Annotated in this window: 16 protein-coding genes and 1 pseudogene; 6 read left to right on the plus strand and 11 right to left on the minus strand. The window is 60.4% G+C overall.

Annotation, left to right across the window (positions count from 1 at the left end):
- The first annotated feature begins 93 nt into the window (after positions 1 to 93).
- Positions 94 to 834 (plus strand): YciK family oxidoreductase, encoded by a 741-nt coding sequence (locus NMB39_RS20760; RefSeq protein ID WP_046071538.1) that lies wholly within the window; start codon positions 94 to 96, stop codon positions 832 to 834.
- A 136-nt stretch (positions 835 to 970) separates the two neighbouring features.
- Here NMB39_RS20760 and NMB39_RS20765 read toward each other — a convergent pair whose 3' ends face one another.
- The 6 genes and pseudogenes from NMB39_RS20765 to NMB39_RS20790 all read right to left on the minus strand — a co-directional run bounded on the left by NMB39_RS20765 (position 971) and on the right by NMB39_RS20790 (position 7130).
- On the minus strand, positions 971 to 2485 hold the full coding sequence (locus NMB39_RS20765; protein WP_057022129.1) for an ABC transporter substrate-binding protein: 1515 nt from the start codon (positions 2483 to 2485) through the stop codon (positions 971 to 973).
- A gap of 32 nt (positions 2486 to 2517) precedes the next feature.
- Positions 2518 to 3489: an ABC transporter ATP-binding protein gene (locus tag NMB39_RS20770; RefSeq protein ID WP_494340129.1), complete on the minus strand. Its 972-nt coding sequence runs from the start codon at positions 3487 to 3489 to the stop codon at positions 2518 to 2520.
- A complete protein-coding gene (locus NMB39_RS20775) occupies positions 3486 to 4442 on the minus strand; it encodes an ABC transporter ATP-binding protein (protein WP_494340128.1) in 957 nt (318 codons plus the stop codon). The genes NMB39_RS20770 and NMB39_RS20775 overlap by 4 nt, the downstream gene beginning before the upstream one ends.
- Positions 4439 to 5295: pseudogene (locus NMB39_RS20780) on the minus strand (ABC transporter permease). Before NMB39_RS20780 ends, NMB39_RS20775 begins: the two are co-directional and overlap by 4 nt.
- Positions 5292 to 6239 carry an ABC transporter permease gene (locus tag NMB39_RS20785; RefSeq protein ID WP_043047456.1) on the minus strand — a complete coding sequence of 316 codons (948 nt, stop codon included), beginning with the start codon at positions 6237 to 6239 and terminating at the stop codon, positions 5292 to 5294. The pseudogene NMB39_RS20780 and the gene NMB39_RS20785 overlap by 4 nt, the downstream one beginning before the upstream one ends.
- Positions 6240 to 6242: 3 nt before the next feature.
- On the minus strand, positions 6243 to 7130 hold the full coding sequence (locus NMB39_RS20790; RefSeq protein WP_046071532.1) for a proline iminopeptidase-family hydrolase: 888 nt from the start codon (positions 7128 to 7130) through the stop codon (positions 6243 to 6245).
- A gap of 183 nt (positions 7131 to 7313) precedes the next feature.
- Between NMB39_RS20790 and NMB39_RS20795 the strand changes: the two genes are divergently transcribed.
- Positions 7314 to 8078: a LuxR family transcriptional regulator gene (locus tag NMB39_RS20795; RefSeq protein WP_057022125.1), complete on the plus strand. Its 765-nt coding sequence runs from the start codon at positions 7314 to 7316 to the stop codon at positions 8076 to 8078.
- A gap of 92 nt (positions 8079 to 8170) precedes the next feature.
- On the plus strand, positions 8171 to 9103 hold the full coding sequence (locus NMB39_RS20800; RefSeq protein ID WP_057022124.1) for a proline iminopeptidase-family hydrolase: 933 nt from the start codon (positions 8171 to 8173) through the stop codon (positions 9101 to 9103).
- A gap of 100 nt (positions 9104 to 9203) precedes the next feature.
- Here NMB39_RS20800 and NMB39_RS20805 read toward each other — a convergent pair whose 3' ends face one another.
- Entirely contained in the window at positions 9204 to 10706 is a 1503-nt protein-coding gene (locus tag NMB39_RS20805; RefSeq protein WP_046071529.1) for a nucleobase:cation symporter-2 family protein, read from the minus strand.
- Positions 10707 to 10864: 158 nt separating this feature from the next.
- Here NMB39_RS20805 and NMB39_RS20810 point away from each other — a divergent pair, with 158 nt between their 5' ends.
- Positions 10865 to 11698 carry a nucleoside-binding protein gene (locus NMB39_RS20810; RefSeq protein WP_494340127.1) on the plus strand — a complete coding sequence of 278 codons (834 nt, stop codon included), beginning with the start codon at positions 10865 to 10867 and terminating at the stop codon, positions 11696 to 11698.
- Positions 11699 to 11759: 61 nt separating this feature from the next.
- Here NMB39_RS20810 and punC read toward each other — a convergent pair whose 3' ends face one another.
- Positions 11760 to 12950, minus strand: coding sequence for a purine nucleoside transporter PunC (gene punC, locus NMB39_RS20815; RefSeq protein WP_057022122.1), 1191 nt, complete (start codon positions 12948 to 12950; stop codon positions 11760 to 11762).
- Between the two features lie 122 nt (positions 12951 to 13072).
- Here punC and punR point away from each other — a divergent pair, with 122 nt between their 5' ends.
- Positions 13073 to 13987 carry a DNA-binding transcriptional activator PunR gene (punR, locus tag NMB39_RS20820; protein WP_494340126.1) on the plus strand — a complete coding sequence of 305 codons (915 nt, stop codon included), beginning with the start codon at positions 13073 to 13075 and terminating at the stop codon, positions 13985 to 13987.
- A 120-nt stretch (positions 13988 to 14107) separates the two neighbouring features.
- Here punR and NMB39_RS20825 read toward each other — a convergent pair whose 3' ends face one another.
- Positions 14108 to 15223: an aspartate aminotransferase family protein gene (locus NMB39_RS20825; protein ID WP_494343363.1), complete on the minus strand. Its 1116-nt coding sequence runs from the start codon at positions 15221 to 15223 to the stop codon at positions 14108 to 14110.
- Positions 15224 to 15325: 102 nt separating this feature from the next.
- On the opposite strand from NMB39_RS20825, the gene NMB39_RS20830 reads away from it, so the two are divergent.
- Positions 15326 to 16231, plus strand: a complete 906-nt coding sequence (locus NMB39_RS20830) for a LysR family transcriptional regulator (RefSeq protein ID WP_057022119.1) — start codon at positions 15326 to 15328, stop codon at positions 16229 to 16231.
- Here the strand turns inward: NMB39_RS20830 and NMB39_RS20835 are convergent.
- Both NMB39_RS20835 and fabV read right to left on the minus strand, forming a co-directional pair.
- On the minus strand, positions 16228 to 16851 hold the full coding sequence (locus tag NMB39_RS20835) for an HAD family hydrolase (RefSeq protein ID WP_057022118.1): 624 nt from the start codon (positions 16849 to 16851) through the stop codon (positions 16228 to 16230). The two genes, NMB39_RS20830 and NMB39_RS20835, sit on opposite strands and share 4 nt — an antisense overlap.
- Positions 16852 to 17077: 226 nt before the next feature.
- Positions 17078 to 18271, minus strand: a complete 1194-nt coding sequence (fabV, locus tag NMB39_RS20840) for an enoyl-ACP reductase FabV (RefSeq protein ID WP_032881058.1) — start codon at positions 18269 to 18271, stop codon at positions 17078 to 17080.
- Positions 18272 to 18373 lie beyond the last annotated feature (102 nt).

Genomic DNA, 18373 nt, shown 5'->3' on the forward strand with positions numbered 1-18373 from the left:
CACCGCAATCGGGAGCAAGCCCCCTCCCACAGGGGATTTTCAGTGTTTTCCAGCCAAGTGTTGATCACCCGCTAAACTCTGTCGAGGCTATTTATGTTTGATTACTCCGCACCTCCAGAACTGCTCAACGGCCGAGTCATCCTGGTCACCGGCGCCGGTCGCGGGATTGGCGCGGCAGCCGCCAAGACCTATGCCGCCCATGGCGCTACCGTGCTGTTGCTGGGCAAGACCGAAGCCAACCTGGCCCAGGTCTATGACGAGATCGAAGCCGCCGGTCACCCGCAACCGGTGGTGATCCCGTTCAACCTGGAGACCGCCCTGCCCCATCAGTACGATGAGTTGGCGGCGATGATCGAAAAGGAATTCGGCCACCTCGACGGCCTGCTGCACAACGCCTCGATCATTGGCCCGCGCACGCCCATCGAGCAGTTGTCCGGCGAGAATTTCATGCGGGTGATGCATGTGAACGTCAACGCGATGTTCATGCTGACCGCCACCTTGCTGCCGTTGCTCAAGCTGTCCCAGGATGCATCGGTGGTGTTCACTTCCAGCAGCGTCGGGCGCAAGGGCCGCGCCTATTGGGGCGCCTATGGTGTGTCGAAATTCGCCACCGAAGGGCTGATGCAGACCCTGGCCGATGAGCTTGAGGATGTGGCGGCAGTACGCTCGAACAGCATCAACCCCGGCGGCACACGCACCAGCATGCGGGCCCAGGCGTATCCGGGGGAGAACCCGATGGAACGGCCGGCGCCGGAAGAGATCATGCCGGTGTACCTGTACCTGATGGGGCCGGACAGTGCCGGCATCAATGGGCAGGCGTTTGACGCGCAATAATAGACATACATAAGTATTAAATGTGGGAGGGGGCTTGCTCCCGATAGCGGTGGGTCAGCCAATAAATGCATTGACTGACACTCAGCTATCGGGAGCAAGCCCCCTCCCACATTTGTATTGTGGTGTTCTCTGGAACTCAGTTTTTCACGACCTCTTCAAGGGTGAAACGGCCCAACGGATTCTGCAGGAAGTTGCTCACATTCTTGCGTGAGATGTTGATATACGGGCTGTAGTACAGGTCAATCCAGTTCACATCCTGTTTCGCCAGCTTCTGCAACTCCACATACATCTGCTCGCGCTTGGCCGGGTCAGCCTCCACCCGTGCAGCCGCGACCAACGCCTTGACCTTGTCGTTCTTGTAGCGGGTCATGTAGTTCTGGTTGGTGTCGTGGCCCAGGACGAAGGTGGTCTTCTGGTCCGGGTCGAGGATGTCGTTGGTCCAGTACATCACCGAAATATCGTACTCACCGTCCACCAGCATCTGCCAACTTTGGGTCGGGTCGACCTTTTGCAGGTTGGCGGTCACGCCGACCTTGGCCAGCTGGTCCTTGATGATCACCGCAATCTGCTCGTCAGCCTCGTTGCCGGCGTTGACCACGTAGTTGAGCTTCAAGTCCTTGGCGCCGGCCTCTTCCAGCAGCTTTTTGGCCGCAGCAGGGTCATACGGGCGTTGCAGGTTGTTGGCGTAGTGATACAGCGAGCCCTTTGGAATGTAGGAATAGGCCACAGTGCCTTGACCGTATGTGGCGGTCTTCACCAGCGATTGCTTGTCGATGGCCATGTCCAGGGCTTCGCGCACTTGCGGCTTGGCCAGCAGGCCGTGCTCGTGGTTGATCAACAGGTGATCTTCACGTGTGGACGGGTCGGAGTGGATCACCACATTTTTATCTTTCTTCAGCTCTTCAACCCGCGAGAACGGCACGAAGATCGCCGTGTCGAGTTCGTTGTTCTGCACCATGCGCATGCGCGTGTTGTCATCGGTTACCGACACCCACTCCACGCCGTCGAGGCTGACGTTGCTGGCCTGCCAGAAATTCGGGTTTTTCTTGAGGATGACCCGGTCGCCCTTGCGCCACTCTTCCACGGTAAACGCACCGGAAGTCACCGGGTTTTCCGAGTAGGCGTCTTCGCCCAGGGTGGTCATGGCTTTTTCCGACAGGATCGACACCGTCGGCGACGCCAATTGCGAGAGGAAAGCCACCGCAGGGGTTTTCAGGGTCACCACCAGGGTCTTCGGATCGCTGGCCTTGGCGGTGTTGATCAGGCTGAACGGGTCGCTCCACAACGACGCCTTGTTGTCGCGGATGCGCAGCAGGCTGAACGCCGCATCGGCGGCGGTGATCTTTGATCCATCGGAGAACTTCGCCTCGCGCAGTTTGAAGGTGTAGGTCAGGCCGTCCTTGGAAATCTCCCAGCTTTCGGCCAGGCCCGGTTCCATCTTGGTGCCCAGGTTATCCACGCGCACCAGGGTGTCGTAGACATTGGCAAACACCCAGGTGTCGCGGTTTTGCGCGCTTTTGATCGGGTCAAAGGTGGTGCTGTCTTCACGACAGCCGATGGTGAGGACGCCGGCGGCCTGGGCCAGGCCAGCGGTGAGCGACCAAGCGGTGAGCGTAGCGGCGGCGAGCAATTTCAAGTGGCGCGATTGCATATCACAACTCCTTGTTAATGAATGGCAGAGGGTCAAAGCAAAGGTTCTTCAAGCACGCAACTGTACCGATGCTCGTGCAGGAAATGGGTCGGCGGCAACACCACCGAACACATCGCTCGGGCATGCCGGCAACGTGGATGAAAGGCGCAACCTGCAGGCAAATCCAGCGGGCTCGGCGGCTCGCCGGGCAACGGCTGCGCGGGCAACGGCCGATGCGGATCGATCTCGGGAATCGCCTCGATCAATGCCGCTGTATACGGATGACGCGGTGCGGTGAACACCGCCTCCACCGGCCCTTCCTCGACGATCTTGCCCAGGTACATCACCGCCACGCGGTCACACAGTCGCCGTACGATGGCCAGGTCATGGGCGATAAACAGGATCGCCAGGTTCATGCGCTGTTGCAGTTCCAGCAGCAGGTTGATGATCTGGCCCTGGATCGACACATCCAGCGCGGCTACGCACTCATCGGCGATGATCAGGCGTGGCTCCACCGCCAGCGCCCGGGCGATGCCGACGCGCTGGCACTGGCCGCCACTGAGTGAGCCAGGTTTGCGCGTGGCCAACTCGGGGCGCAGGCCAACCAGTTCCAGTAGCTCATTGACCCGCGCCGGGATCTGCGCCACCGCCACCTTGCGCTGCACGCGTAGCACCTCGGCAATGATCTCGCCGATGCTCTGGCGTGGGTTCAGCGCAGCGTAGGGGTCTTGGAAAATCATCGCGGTTTCATGGCGCAGGCGGGCGATGTCGATGGCGCTGCCATGGGCCATGTCGACACCGTCAAACAGCACCTGCCCGGCGCTGATCGGGTTGAGGTGCAGAATCGCCCGGCCCAGGGTGCTCTTGCCACTGCCGGATTCGCCCACCAAACCCAGGGTTTCACCGGCGGCCAGATTCAGCGAGACGCCATTCACCGCCCTCACCCATTGCTTGTTGAGGCCGAACAGGCCAGTGCCGGACGCGGCAAAGCGCACCTCCAGGTCCTTGATCTGCAACAGGCTCATGGTCGCCCTCCCAACGGATAGTGACAGGCCACGCGTGCGCCCTGGGGCAACACCTCGGCACACAAGGCACCGGCCTGGGGGCAGCGCGGGTTGAAGCGGCAACCATCGGGCAATGCATCCAGCAACGGCGGCTGGCCGGGGATAGTGCGCAACAAGGCATGGCCGCTGCTGTGGGCCGGCTGGCAATCGATCAGGCCAGCGGTATACGGATGTTGCGGGTGCGCCAGCAGCTCGTATTTGCTGCCATGCTCGCACAGGCGCCCGGCGTACATCACCGCGATGGAGTCGCAAGTCTGCGCCACTACGCCAAGGTCATGGGTGATCATGATGATCGACAGGCCACGCTGGTCACGCAGGTCGAGCAACAGGCGCAGGATTTGCGCCTGCACCGTGACATCCAGGGCCGTGGTCGGCTCATCGGCGATCAGCACTTTGGGGTTGCAGCCCAGGGCCACGGCAATCATCGCGCGCTGGCGCATGCCACCGGAAAACTCATGGGGGTAGTTGTCGACCCGCGCCTGCGGGTCAGGGATCCCAACCTGGCGCAGCACCTCAATGGCCTGCAAGCGTGCGTCTTTTTTCGATGCGCCTTGATGCAGGCGGATGCCCTCGGCGATCTGCTCGCCGATGCGCATCAGCGGGTCCAGGTGGCTGCCGGGGTTCTGGAAGATCATACCCAGTTGTCCGCCTCGCACGGCGCGCATGCCAGCATCGTCGAGCTGCAACAGGTCCTGGCCGGCCAAGCTCACGGCGGTGCCTTGCACGCGCAGGTCAGGCGATGGCAGCAGGCGTATCAGGGCACGACAGGCCATGGTCTTGCCGGACCCGCTCTCGCCCACCAAGCCGAGGATTTCACCTTCGGCCAGGTCGAAGGACACACGATCCACCAGGGTGACATCGCGCCCGGCGTTATTAGCGATCACGCTGAGGTCGCGTACTTGCAGCAGGCTCATGAGCGATCCCCCAACACTTGGGCGACGCCATCAGCCAACAGGCTGAAACCCATGGCCAGGGTCACGATGGCCAGGCCCGGGAACGTACAGATCCACCAGGCGGTGGTGATAAAGGCTTGCCCCTCGGCCACCATCGTCCCCCACTCGGCGGTAGGCGGTTGCACGCCCAGGCCCAGGTAACTCACGGCGGCACCGTTGAGCAGCACCAACACTGCGTCGGACATGGAAAATACGATGGAGCCAAACAGCGCGTTGGGCAGCAAATGCCGGAACAGAATGCGCCCATGGCCAAAGCCCAGCTCTTGGCGGCCAAGGCAAACTCGCTTTCCTTGAGCACCAGGATCTGCGAGCGAATCAGCCGTGCATACGACACCCAGCCCACCAACGCCATGGCGATATAGAAACTCTTCAAGCCCGGCCCGAGGATGGCCATGATCGCCAGCATCAGCACCAGGAACGGAAACGCCAGGACCACATCGATCACACGCATGCAGATGCTGTCGAAACGCCCGCCGACATAACCGGACACCGCACCGATGAAGGTGCCAATGATGAACGGGAAGATCACCCCGACAACCGCCAGTTGCAGATCGATGCGTGCGCCCCAGATCACCCTCGAAAGGATATCCCTGCCGTAGTTATCGGTGCCAAACGGATGTGCAAGGCTGGGGGCCAGCAAACTCATGTCGGTGTTCTGCGCGATAGGATCAAAAGGTGCGATCCACGGCGCAAACAGCGCCAGGGCCAGCCATGCGAACAGGATCAATAGGCCCCACGCGGCGGTCAGTCGCCCGTTGCGAAAGCCAAAGCGCAGGCGCAAGCGCCATGGGGCAATCAGAGGGCGGCTGCTCATTGCATCTTCACCCGCGGGTCGAGGGCCACCGTCACCACGTCGGCGATGAAATTGACCACCACCGTGGCACACGCCAGCACCATCGCCACGCCCTGCACCACCATGTAGTCACGGGTGAAGATGCCGCGCACCAGCAACTGGCCGATGCCCGGGATAGCGAACAGACTTTCGATGACCACCGTGCCGCTGATCAGCCAGCCAATGTTGACCGCCAGCAGGTTGACCGCCGGCACCAGGGAGTTGGGCAGCACATGTCGACGAAACACCGCAGCCTCCGACAGGCCCCGCGCTCGGGCGGCGGTAACAGGATCGGCCTGCAACTCCATCAGCATGCTCGCGCGCAGGTTGCGCACCAGCACCGCCGCCAACGCCAGGGCGATGGTCAGGCAGGGCAAAACCATATGGTGCGCCTTGTCCAGCCAGGTGCGACCGTAGCCGGACACCGGGAACAAACCCCATTGCACGCTGAGCAGCAGGATCAGCATCAGCCCCAGCCAGAACGCCGGCATGCCCAGGCCGACCGTGGTAAAGACGCGGATCAGGTTATCCGCCCAACCGCCTTTGTTGCGTGCCGCCACTGTCGCCAACGGTACCGCGATCAGCAACGCCAAGACCACGCTGCCCAGCACCAGCACCAGCGTCGGCTCGATGCGGGTCACAATCAGTTTCAAGGCATCGACCTTGTACAGCAGCGATTGGCCGAGATCGCCCTTGAGCAAGTTTTTCAGGAAGTAGAAATATTGCAGCCACAAGGGCTGGTCGAGGCCGAACTGGGCGCGGATTTTCAGCAGGGCATCCGGCGTGCTGCGTGAGCCCAGCAGCGCCCGCGCCGGGTCGCCAGGAATCGAGCGCACCAGCACAAAGGTAATCAGGCTGATGCCAAACAGCACCGGCAGCAGTTGCAGCGGCCGGGACAGGACAAAACGGTAACGCGCCAGGTTCATTCTTCAGCCTCGGTGGCGAGCGAGAAAGTCCAGCAGCACCGGAAAGTACGCCTGGGGCTCCTCGTAAAACGGCATATGACTGCTGTTGGGGAATACATGCAATTGGGCATGTCGGGCCGCCAGCTTCATGCGCATGGCACAGGCGGGAGTGAGTTCGTCGTGCTGGCCGGTGGTGATCAGGATCGGCATCTTGAACCCGGCCATTTCCTCGAGGCGGTTCCAGTCCTTGAGGTTGCCGATATAGAGGAACTCGTTGGGGCCTTGCATGGTTTCGTAGGGGCCCATGTTCCAGTCGTCCAGGGAGCGCTTGAGCGGCTCCGGCCATTGGTCGAGGCGGCACACGTGACGATAGTTGAGCAAGGTGATGGCAGCCTGGTATTGCGGGTGATCGAGGGTGCCCATGGCTTCGTGGCGTTGCATCATGGCCACGGTTTCGCTGCCCAGGGCGCCGCGCAGGCGTTCAAGTTCCTGGGACAAATGCGGGATGTCGCCGACGGTGTTTTCCAGGATCAGGCTTTTCAGGGCATCGGGGTAATGGATGGCATATTCGATACCCAGCCAACCGCCCCAGGAGTGCCCGAGCAAATGCACGCGGCCCAGATCCAGGGCTTGGCGCACGGTCTCGACTTCTTCGACATAACGGCGGATTTCCCACAGGGCGGCATCGGTCGGTCTGGCTGATGCGCCCGTGCCAAGCTGGTCGAATGCAACCACTCGCAGGTTATGCGCTTTGAGCCAGCCATGGGCGTCGCGCAGATAGTCACACGGCAGGCCCGGCCCGCCGTTGAGACACAGCAGCACCTCATCGCCTTCGCCGAAGCTGTAGACCACGAGGTTGTGGCCGTCGACTTGCACGTTGTACTGCTGGTCGGGGGCAATTTCACGCCACATGCATACATTCCTTGTGTTGTATCGGCCTGGCGGGTAGCGGCCGTTTATCAGGTAAACACTACCGAGGATGCCGTGCGTCCATAACCTAGTATTTCTTATAGGTTTGGCCTGGCAGTCCTTCGCCGGGGCGTGGCATTCTACTTGCCGCAAGTCGAGATTCAAATGAATTCGGGAGCAGAACGGATGCTGGCCAAGCTGACCGCCTTCAATAATCGCCTCATGCCAGGCAGGAGCCTGGATGAACAAATGGACAATACGTTTATCCTGGCCCAACAACTGGGCTTCGATGCATTGGTGTATGACTACACGCCGGTGCCCATCGACCTCAATGGCACGCTCATCACGCCCTCGGTGTTGCAGCTGCGCAACACACCGCCGGACTGGCATGCCTTGTGGTGCAGCGAAGGGTTCTACCAGATCGACCCGGTGCAGCACCTGGCGTTGAGCACGGTATCGCCATTTGTCTGGTCCTATGAGGAGAAGACAGAGACGGCGCTGCAGAAGATCATCGACCCGTGCCACGCGCCCGTATCCTCTTACTTGCACGAACGTGAGTTGACCTGTGGCGTCAGCGTCCCTATTCACCTGCCCCGGGGCGGCTTCGCGTCGCTGACCGGGTTGCGCACCGGCAAGGCGCGCACGGTATTGAAGGACGCACAACATACGTTGGCCGATTTCAGCCTGATTACCCATGCCTTGCAGGAAGCGGCCTACCCGTTGTTCAGCAAGGAGCTAAGGGCCTACCCGCATATCCACCTGACCAAGCGCGAACGCGAATGCCTCAAATGGGCCGCCGACGGCCTGACCGCTGCCGAAATTGCCACGCAATTGAGTCGTTCCCTGGCGGTGGTCACCCTGCACCTGGCCTCGGCCATGCACAAACTGGGGGCCAAGAACCGCGTACAGGCGGTGGTGCGAGCCACCCATTACCGTCTGCTGGAAGGTTGACCCACCGGAAAAACCTAGCTGTTTTGCTAGTTACCTAAACTTTTTGTTCAGACTATCGTAGCCCTGATCCTTTTTTCAGAGCGGGGCACGAAATGGAATTCATCGAAAAAGTTCGCGAAGGCTACGCGCCCTTTGGCGCCTATCAGACCTGGTACCGCGTCACGGGCGACCTGACCACAGGCCGTACGCCGTTGGTGATCATCCATGGCGGCCCGGGCTGCACCCACGATTACGTCGATGCCTTCAAGGACGTCGCCGCCAGCGGCCACGCGGTGATTCACTACGATCAGTTGGGCAATGGCCGCTCCACGCACTTGCCGGATAAAGACCCATCGTTCTGGACCATCAGCCTGTTCCTCGACGAGTTGAATAACCTGCTGGACCACCTGCAGATCAGCGATAACTACGCGATCCTCGGCCAATCCTGGGGCGGCATGCTGGGCAGCGAACACGCGATCCTGCAGCCCAAGGGCCTGCGCGCGTTTATTCCCGCCAACTCACCGACCTGCATGCGCACCTGGGTCAGCGAAGCCAACCGCCTGCGCAAGTTGTTGCCTGAGGGCGTGCATGAAACCCTGCTCAAGCACGAACAGGCCGGCACCTATCAAGATCCGGAATACCTGGCCGCCTCGCGGGTTTTCTATGATCAGCACGTGTGCCGCGTCAAACCCTGGCCGGAAGAAGTGGCGCGCACCTTCGCCCAGGTCGATGCAGACCCGACGGTGTACCACGCCATGAGCGGTCCGACCGAATTCCACGTAATCGGTAGCTTGAAGGACTGGAACGTGAACGGTCGCCTCGCGGCAATCAAGGTGCCGACCCTGGTGATTTCCGGCCGACATGACGAGGCCACGCCGTTGGTGGTCAAGCCGTTCCTGGATGAAATCGCAGACGTGCGCTGGGCATTGTTTGAAGACTCCAGCCACATGCCCCATGTGGAAGAACGCCAGGCGTGCATGGGGACGGTGGTGAAGTTTCTGGATGAGGTGTGTTCAGTCCCGCACACAGCCCGCAAGGCTGGCTAGATTCCAATGTGGGAGGGGGCTTGCTCCCGATGACGGTGTATCAGTCAATATCTTCAGTGGCTGACACACTGCTATCGGGAGCAAGCCCCCTCCCACATTTTTAGACCTCTGTGGTTTCGGGTTTTGCGGTTTTCTTTGAGGTATCCGCTACCAGGGGAATCTCCTTGCCCTCTGCATCAAACAACTTCCCGCCCCTGTAGTAATCCCCGTCACGCAACGCGGCCACATCGCGGAAGCACAAACTGCGCTCAGTCCCTGCCACAAACACTGACTGCTGGTCCGAGTTACCGGCGGTGAAGTGGTTGAAGGCCAGGTTCAGCAGGATCGCCATGATCGCCGACGAACTGATGCCCGAATGGAAGATGGTCGCGAACCAGCTTGGAAAGTGATCATAGAAGCTCGGCGCGGCAATTGGGATCATGCCGAAGCCAATGGACGTGGCCACGATGATCAGGTTCATGTTGTTGCGGTAATCCACCTTGGACAGCGTGCGAATACCACTGGCCGCCACCGTGCCAAACAACACAATGCCTGCACCGCCCAGCACCGAGGTTGGCACTGCGGCGATCACCCGGCCCATGAACGGCAACAGGCCAAGCACCACCAGGAACACCCCGCCGGTAGCCACCACAAATCGGCTCTTCACTCCAGTCACCGCCACCAGGCCAACGTTCTGGGCGAACGCGCTTTGGGTGAAGGAACCGAAGATCGGTGCAAACATACTCGACAACATATCCGCACGCAGGCCATTGCCCAGGCGCTTGGAATCCACCTTGGTGTCGATGATTTCACCCACCGCCAGGATATCCGCCGAGGTTTCCACCAGGGTCACCATCACCACGATGCACATGGAAATGATCGCTGCCACATGAAAGGTCGGCATGCCGAAATGGAAAGGTGTGGGGAAGCCGAACATCGGCCCCTGGGTCACGCCGGAGAAGTCAGCCATGCCGAGCAGCACCGCGATCACCGTGCCAATCACCATCGCCAGCAGGATCGACAAGCGCGAGATGGTTGCGCTGCCGATTTTGCTCAACAACAGCACCAACACCAGGGTCAATGCGGCCAGGCCGATATTCGACATGCTGCCGAAATCCGCCGCGCGGCTATTGCCACCCATGGCCCAACGCGCCGCCACGGGCATCAGGGTCAGGCCGATGGTGGTGATCACAATGCCGGTCACCAGCGGCGGGAAAAACTTGGTAATTCGCGAGAACACCGGGGTGATCAACAGGCCGATCAACGAAGCGGCCATGACTGCGCCAAGAATCGCCGGGATCCCTCCCGCACCGTCACTGCCGACAATCGCCACCATGGTGGCCACGCCCGCGAACGACACGCCCTGCACCAGCGGCAACTGACAGCCGAAGAACGGCAGGCCAAGGGTTTGCAACAAGGTGGCCAGGCCACCGGCAAACAGCGATGCCGCGATCAACAGGCCGATATCCGCAGGCGACAGCCCGGCTGCCTGGCCGACGATCAACGGTACGGCGACGATGCCGCCGTACATGGTGAGCACATGCTGCAGGCCGTAAGCCATGTTGGCGGCGACGCCCAGATTCTCGTCTTCGGGCCGCTGCGGTGACGCCTTCGGGATAGTCATGGTGAGAGGTTCTCTGTTTTTGTTGTGCGCTCACTGTATGCAATATTAAGACTGTATGTCCATAGAGTTGTATACAATCAATCGAACAAGATACCCTCCCGCGGCGTTACAAAAATAATCCGGCCGTCATGAGCCAGAACGCCAAAGGACCAACAATAATGAAAAAGGCACTACAGGGCGCCACCGTTGCATTGACCCTTCTCGGCGGCGGCGAGGCTGTCGCGGTGGAATGGATGAACAACAGCGTAGGTTTTCGCTACGGCCAGCACTTCACCAACCCAAACAACCCCGACGATTTCAGCAAGCGCATCTACAGCTTTACCCACGCCAGCGGCTACCGCTATGGCAGTAACTTCCTCAACCTGGATGTGTTCCTGTCCGACAGCCGCGACCCACGCAAGGGCACCGACCACGGCGGCAGTGAGGTGTACGCCGTGTACCGGCACCAACTGTATGCCTCGCGGGTGTTCGATCTGCCGCCGGGCACTGGCCTGGTCAAGGATTACGCGCTGACCCTGGGTTTTGACGCCAACCGCAACAACAACTTCGCGTCAGCCAAAAAGCGCGCCCTGGTGATCGGCCCGACCTTGAAGTTCAACACCGTCGGCGTACTGGACCTGAGCCTGATGTACTACAAGGAAAGGAACCACACCGGCATCCCCGGCGCGCGCGAGTCAAACCATACGTTCGACGACAGCTACATGCTCAACCTGACCTGGATGCGCCCTTTCGAGGTCGGCAACCATGCGGCGAAGTTCCAGGGGTTTATCAATTATGTCGGGGAGAAAGGCGAGGACTACCATGGCCGCGATACCGCGCCAGAAGCGCTGATGCGTACGGCTCTGATGATGGCGGTACGGCCGGGGAAAAGCGTCAAGCCGAACCTGTACCTGGGGGTGGGCTATGAATACTGGCATAACAAATTCGGTGTGGACGGGGGGCGGGGAACCCGCACCTCAACACCCACCCTGAACATGGAAGTGACGTTCTAACTGAGTAAACTCAGGACCAATGTGGGAGGGGGCTTGCTCCCTCCCACATTTGACCACATTGTCACTTCAGATCAGTTGCCAGCTCGGAGCAATCTGCTTTCGGCCGCGCCAGCCAATACCCCAACACCGCCAACGGCGCCGTCGCCAACATCACAATCACCGTAATCATCAGCGGTTGCTCGATCATCGACGACACCAACAAGCTGGCCAGGAAGCACAGTCCCAGTTGCAGGGTGTTTTGCAGTGCCGCTGCCTTGCCGGAGTTTTCTGCAAACGGCATCAGCGCATTCGCCACCACAATCGGGTAGCTGGCGCCGTTGCACAGCGCCATCAGACAGAACGGAATCAGCAAGGTGGTCAGGGTCGGCACGCTCAGGGTGGCTACCAGGTACAACGCCACCATGCTCAAGCAATACGCAGCCAGCAGCCACGGCAACAGGGCTTTGCCCGACAGGTGTTGCAGGGCGCTGCGACAACTATAGCCACCAACGAGAAACGCCAGGGTCGGCAACACATAGCTGAGGCCGATGTCATTCGGGCTGTAGCCCATGCCCCCCAGGATGAACGGCGAGGCCGTAAGCCAGGCGAAGAAGCTAGCTGAGCAGGCAGCGAAGATCATCACGTTGCCGGTAAACACTTTAGAGGTGAGCAACTGCCCATAACCGAGGCGCGTGGGAGCACCCTCCTGCTCAAGACGCTTGGGCAGGCTGCGCAGGAACAGCGTCGGCAACAGCAGCAACAGCGACACCACCAGCAACACGCCGAAGATCGCCTGCCAGCCAAAGTGATTCAACACCAAGGCGCCTAACAGGGGCGCCAGGGCGGGTGAAAGCGACATCAACGGCATGATGCTGGCGAATACGCGGTGGGCCTTGTCGGCCGGGTAGCGATCGATCACCAAGGCCTGCCAGCTTACGGCGGCAGCACATACGCCAATCGCCTGGATAAAGCGCAGGGCCAGCAGTTGCGGCGCGGTCTCGACCCAGAACATACCCAGGCACCCGAGCACAAACAGGCTCAGGCCGGTGAGCAGGATCGGCTTGCGCCCAAGGCGGTCCGACAACGGCCCCCACACCAACTGCCCCACCGCAAAGCCGGCGAGAAAAATGCTCAAGCTGGCACCCACCGCGCCGGCGCCAATCTGTAACTGCTCGCCCATGGCGCCAAACGCCGGCAAGTACATGTCCATGGCGAGATAGCCAAGCATGCTCAGCCCCGCCAGGTACCAGGTAAAACCAAAAGAATTTTTCATCGAAGCCTTGTAGATACTGCCATCAAACTATTTGCTGACTGGCGCCTATTATGAAGCTGACAATGTGTGTGTGAAGCGATAATAATTGGATGCTCTTATCAATAATTTTGAAGGCAATCGCCATGTGGTCTGAATATTCTCTGGATGTGGTCGATGCGGTGGCCCGCCACGGCAGCTTCAGCGCCGCTGCCCAGGAACTGCACCGCGTGCCGTCGGCCATCAGCTACACGGTACGTCAGCTTGAGGAATGGCTGGCCGTGCCTTTGTTTGTGCGCAGGCATCGCGACGTAGAGCTGACGCCCGCCGGCCGCCTGTTTATCGACGAAGCCCGCGGCGTGATGAAAAAAATGCTTGGCACCCGGCGCTTGTGCCAACAGGTGGCCAATGGCTGGAGTGGCCAGTTGAAGGTGGCCGTGGACTCCATCGTCAAACCCCAGCGTTGCCGCCAACTGGTGCTGGATTTCTATCGGCAATTTCCCGAAGTGGAACTGCTGCTCGAATACGAAGTGTACAACGGCGTGTGGGATGCACTGGCCGATGAGCGCACCGACATCGTGATCGGCGCCACCAGCGCGGTACCGGTGTCCAGCCACTTTAGCTTCCGCGACATGGGCCTGTTGAACTGGTTGTGCGTGGTCAGTACGCGGCACCCGTTGGCGACGGTGGAAGGTTTGCTCAGTGATGACCAACTGCGCCCCTTCGCCTCACTGTGCATGACCGACACCTCGCGCAACCTGCCCAAGCGCGACACCTGGACCCTGGATAACCAGCGCCGCCTGGTGGTGCCCAATTGGGCTTCGGCGCTCGATTGCCTGCGCGATGGCCTGTGTGTGGGCATGGCCCCGGCCCATCAGGTGTTGCCGTGGATCGAAAAGGGCGAGTTGGTGGCGCTGCAATTAAGTCGACCGTTCCCGGCCAGCCCATCATGTGTCGCCTGGGCGCAGAGCAAGCTTTCGCCGGCCATGGCGTGGTTGCTGGAGTATCTGGGGGATACACAGACCATGAATCAGGAATGGCTGAATGGCCCCACCCTCTGAACCCTACACAGAACCACTGTGGGAGGGGGCTTGCTCCCGATAGCGGTGTATCAGTCGATATCTCCAGTGGCTGAACCACTGCTATCGGGAGCAAGCCCCCTCCCACACTTTGATCGTATTTCAACCCAATAAGCGGGTGATGGCCCGCACAATCATTTCTACTTCCTGGCGCTGCAAAGTCAGCGGCGGCAACAGGCGAATAATCTTGCCCCGCGTGACGTTAATCAACAACCCATGCTCCTGGGCGGCACGTTGCGCCAGGTCGCGGTAAGGGCCGGCCAGTTCGATCCCGATCATCAAGCCCTTGCCGCGAATCGCCCGTACCTGCGGGTGCTCGTCCAATTCCATGTGCAACCGCGCCAGCAGGTATTCACCCTGGTGTGCCGCGTTCTGTAGCAAACCTTGCTGTTCAATAATCTCCAGCACGGTACAGCCCACGCGACAGGCCAGTGGGTTGCCGCCAAAGGTGCTGCCATGGCTGCCTGGCGTGAACAGCTCGGCAACGGCGGCCCGAGCCAGGCAGGCGCCGATGGGCACGCCGATGCGTGGCCTCGGCAGGGCAGCGAGGCTTTCCCGTGGGATTTCGTCGAGCATCATCAACCAGCCGTTGCGCGTGCAGTGGTCGCGCAGGGCTTTGAGGTAACCCGGTGGGGCCACCAGCACACCACTTTCACCCTGGATCGGCTCGAGCAGCACCGCCGCGATGCGCGTGCCGTATTGCCGGGTAACCGCCTCCAAGGCGGCCATATCGCCAAAGCCAACCTTAATGAAGTCTCCGGGCAGGCGCTGAAACCCCAGGCGCACCGACGGCCCGTCGCTGGCGGCCATGGTGCCAAGCGTGCGGCCGTGAAAGGCGTTCTCCATCACCACCACCAGCGGCTGTTCAATGCCTTTTTTCCAGCCATGCAAGCGCGCCAGCTTCAGCGCCGTCTCGTTGGCCTCGGCGCCGGAGTTGTTGAAAAACGCACGGTCCAGCCCGGACAGTTGGGCCAGGCGCAGGGCAAGCCGCTGTTGCCAGTCGATGCTGTAGAGGTTGGACGTGTGCAGCAGCAGGCCGGCCTGTTCACTGATGGCCGCTACCAGCCTGGGATGGGAATGACCGACATTGGTCACTGCCACGCCGGCAACTGCATCCAGGTATTCACGGCCTTGCTGGTCCCACAAGCGCGTGCCCAGGCCACGACTGAAGCTCAGGGCCAAGGGTTGATAGGTGCTCATCAGGCAGGCGGCGGTCATGGGGGTGGCTCCAGTGCATCGTTGGGATGGTTTCAGTATCGTTAACCACCCTTGCTGGATAAACTCTGAATTCCTGCAATGACTTTAAACCAGGGGTTGATAATGGACTTGTTCCAGGCAATGTCGGTGTACGTGAAAGTCGTCGAGACTGGCAGCATGACCGCCGCCGCCCACGAATGCGGGATGTCGACCACCATGGTGGGCAACCATTTGCGTGCCCTGGAGCAACGGCTGGGCGTCAGCCTGCTCAAACGCACTACGCGCAAACAGAACCTTACGGAATTTGGCGCGCAGTATTATCAGCGCTGTCTGGAGGTATTGGGGCTGGTGGCCGACTCCGAGCTAATGGCCGAACAGATCCACAGCGACACCCCCAAAGGCAGCCTGCGTATCACTGCGCCGCCCGTGTTCGGCACCGAACGCCTGGTGCCGGCCCTAAGCGAGTTTTCCCAGCGCTACCCGCTTATCGACCTGTACGTGGTGCTGAGCAATGAGCGGATGGACCTCGTAGACAGCGGCTTCGACGTGGCGATCCGCCTGGGCGAACTGGCAACATCCAGCGTGATCGCCAGGCCCATGCAGCCCTACACCCTCACGCTGTGCGCGTCACCTGCGTACCTGGCGCGACGGGGTACGCCGCAGACGCCAGATGACCTGCAGCAGCACGATTGCCTCGCGTTCGCCTACCCCGCGAATGACAACTGGCGCGACACCGATAAACTCTGGCGCATGACCGGGGATGAAGGCCAAGTGGAAGTCCCGGTTGGCGGCTCATTGACCATCAACAGCTCGCAAGGCTTGCGCCAGGCGGCCATCAACGGCATGGGCATCATCATGCTGGCCGATGCCCTGGTGCAACCGGACCTGGAGAACGGCAAGCTGGTGGCCTTGCTAACCACCTATAAACTACCCAGCCGCCCCATGCACCTGCTGTATCGCCAGGACCGCTATCGCCTGCCCAAGCTGCGGGCGTTCGTCGACTTCGCCATGGAGAAATGGGCGCCCTAGAAGGCCACGCCCAACTCGCGCAAACGCGCAGCGGTACGATCGGCCGACACATGGTGGATACCCTGCCAGCCCAAGGCGACAGCCGCGTCGATATTGCCTTCGACATCGTCGATAAACACCACTTCACTCGGCTGGATATCCGGCAGATGGGCACGAACCTGCTCAAGGCTGGCGTGGTAGATCGCCGGGTCAGGCTTGATCAACTTCAATTCGCCGGACACGACGATGTTGCGAAAACGCTGCAGGAACGGGTAATTGGCCCGGGCATAAGGGAAAGTTTCAGCCGACCAGTTGGTGAGGCCGAACAACGGCACATTGGCTTGGTGCAACGCCTCGAGCATCGCCACGCCTTCGGGCAACTCACCGCGCAGCATCTCGTGCCAGCGCTCGTAATAAGCCTGGATCAAGGTGTGGTGATCGGGGTGTTGGTCAATCAGGATGCGGGTGGCTTCAGCCAGGGTACGACCAGCATCTTGCTCGGTGTTCCAGGCCTGGGTGCAGATGTTATCGAGGAACCACTGCCGTTCTGCATCGTCGGCAATCAGCTTGCGGTACAGGTGCTGCGGGCTCCAGTCGAACAGGACACCGCCGAAATCAAAAACTACTGCACGAATCGTCATCAGATCCTCCGTTAGCGTGACTTGATAGCCGAAGGAGTCTGGCAGATTGAGGGCGGTCGTGGGAACGCAATGGTAGGTAGGACGGTTCCCAAAAAGAATGCGTAACACAAATCAAATGTGGGAGGGGGCTTGCCCCCGATTGCAATGTGTCAGTCACTGAAGATATGGACTGGTACACCGCTATCGGGAGCAAGCCCCCTCCCACATTTTAGGTCTGCATTAGGCCTTAGGCTTGGATCAGGCCGTTGATCTTGACGGTCGGGTTCACGTCCGCATCGTAATCCACACCATCGACTTCAAAGCCGAACAAGCGCAGGAACTCAGCCTTGTACCCAGCAAAATCGCTGATCTCGTTGACGTTGTCGTCGGTAACCTGGTTCCACAGCGCAGCCACGGCGTCCTGCACCTTCGGTTCCAGCTCAGCGAGGTCGGCGCGCAGGCGGCCATCGGCGTCGAGCTTAGGCTCTTTACCGTACAGGCTGTCCTTGAACAGGCCGTAGACCTGCTCGATGCAGCCTTCGTGGGTGCCCTGCTCTTTCATCACCTTGAACAGCAGCGACAGGTACAGCGGCATGATCGGGATCGCCGAGCTGGCCTGGGTGACCACGGCCTTGAGCACCGAGACGCGGGCATCGCCCTTGAGCGCAGCAAGGTTTTCGCGCAGGGTCAGGACTTTCTTGTCCAGGTCTTTCTTGGCTTCGCCGATGGAACCGTTCCAGTAGATATCCTGGGTCAGCTTCTCACCGAGGTAGGTGAACGCAGTGGTCTTGGCGCCTTCGGCCAGTACGTCGGCGTCACGCAGGGCGTCAATCCACAGCTGCCAGTCTTCGCCGCCCATGACCTTCACGGTGCCGTCGATTTCTTCCTGGGTTGCAGGCTCAAGAGTGGTGTCTACCACTACGCCCTTGTCGGTGTTGATACCGCGCAGGGTCACGGCCTTGCCGATTGGCTTGAGGGTGGAGTTGTGCACCACGCCTTGCGGGTCGGTACGGCGTGGCGCGGCCAGGCTGTAGACCACCAGGTCGATCTTGCCCAGGTCTTTCTTGATGGTGTCGATGGTCAGGCGCTTGATCTCGTCCGAGAACGCGTCGCCGTTGATGCTCTTGGCGTACAGGCCTTTTTCCACGGCAAACTTCTCGAACGCCGCGCTGTTGTACCAGCCGGCGGAGCTCAGCTTGCCTTCTTCGCCTTCTTTCTCAAAAAACACGCCCAGGGTATCGGCGCCGCAGCCAAACGCGGCGCTGATGCGCGCGGCCAGGCCGTAACCGGTGGAGGCACCGAGGACCAACACCTTCTTGGGGCCGCCTTCGATTACGCCATTCTTGGTTACGTAGTCGATCTGCTCTTTGACGTTCGCTTCACAGCCAACAGGGTGGGCGGTCACACAGATAAAGCCACGAACCCGCGGTTTGATGATCATAAAAATTTCTGCCTCTTCCAAGGTGCCGAAGGCCAATGGTGGCCATTCAACTTCAATCGTACCGGTCTATGACGTCCAAAAAACCGAAGCGTCACGATAGTC

Source organism: Pseudomonas sp. FBCC-B545 (assembly GCF_059134095.1).

Bases quoted from the DNA above. Each gene is read 5' to 3' on its own strand.
- NMB39_RS20800 (WP_057022124.1), top strand. From the start codon at position 8,171: ATGGAATTCATCGAAAAAGTTCGCGAAGGCTACGCGCCCTTTGGCGCC.
- NMB39_RS20810 (WP_494340127.1), top strand. From the start codon at position 10,865: ATGAAAAAGGCACTACAGGGCGCCACCGTTGCATTGACCCTTCTCGGC.
- NMB39_RS20760 (WP_046071538.1), top strand. From the start codon at position 94: ATGTTTGATTACTCCGCACCTCCAGAACTGCTCAACGGCCGAGTCATC.
- NMB39_RS20830 (WP_057022119.1), top strand. From the start codon at position 15,326: ATGGACTTGTTCCAGGCAATGTCGGTGTACGTGAAAGTCGTCGAGACT.
- NMB39_RS20825 (WP_494343363.1), bottom strand. From the start codon at position 15,223: ATGACCGCCGCCTGCCTGATGAGCACCTATCAACCCTTGGCCCTGAGC.
- NMB39_RS20835 (WP_057022118.1), bottom strand. From the start codon at position 16,851: ATGACGATTCGTGCAGTAGTTTTTGATTTCGGCGGTGTCCTGTTCGAC.
- punR (WP_494340126.1), top strand. From the start codon at position 13,073: ATGTGGTCTGAATATTCTCTGGATGTGGTCGATGCGGTGGCCCGCCAC.
- fabV (WP_032881058.1), bottom strand. From the start codon at position 18,271: ATGATCATCAAACCGCGGGTTCGTGGCTTTATCTGTGTGACCGCCCAC.
- NMB39_RS20770 (WP_494340129.1), bottom strand. From the start codon at position 3,489: ATGAGCCTGTTGCAGATCAAGGACCTGGAGGTGCGCTTTGCCGCGTCC.
- NMB39_RS20790 (WP_046071532.1), bottom strand. From the start codon at position 7,130: ATGTGGCGTGAAATTGCCCCCGACCAGCAGTACAACGTGCAAGTCGAC.
- punC (WP_057022122.1), bottom strand. From the start codon at position 12,950: ATGAAAAATTCTTTTGGTTTTACCTGGTACCTGGCGGGGCTGAGCATG.
- NMB39_RS20795 (WP_057022125.1), top strand. From the start codon at position 7,314: ATGCTGGCCAAGCTGACCGCCTTCAATAATCGCCTCATGCCAGGCAGG.
- NMB39_RS20805 (WP_046071529.1), bottom strand. From the start codon at position 10,706: ATGACTATCCCGAAGGCGTCACCGCAGCGGCCCGAAGACGAGAATCTG.
- NMB39_RS20785 (WP_043047456.1), bottom strand. From the start codon at position 6,239: ATGAACCTGGCGCGTTACCGTTTTGTCCTGTCCCGGCCGCTGCAACTG.
- NMB39_RS20765 (WP_057022129.1), bottom strand. From the start codon at position 2,485: ATGCAATCGCGCCACTTGAAATTGCTCGCCGCCGCTACGCTCACCGCT.
- NMB39_RS20775 (WP_494340128.1), bottom strand. From the start codon at position 4,442: ATGAGCCTGCTGCAAGTACGCGACCTCAGCGTGATCGCTAATAACGCC.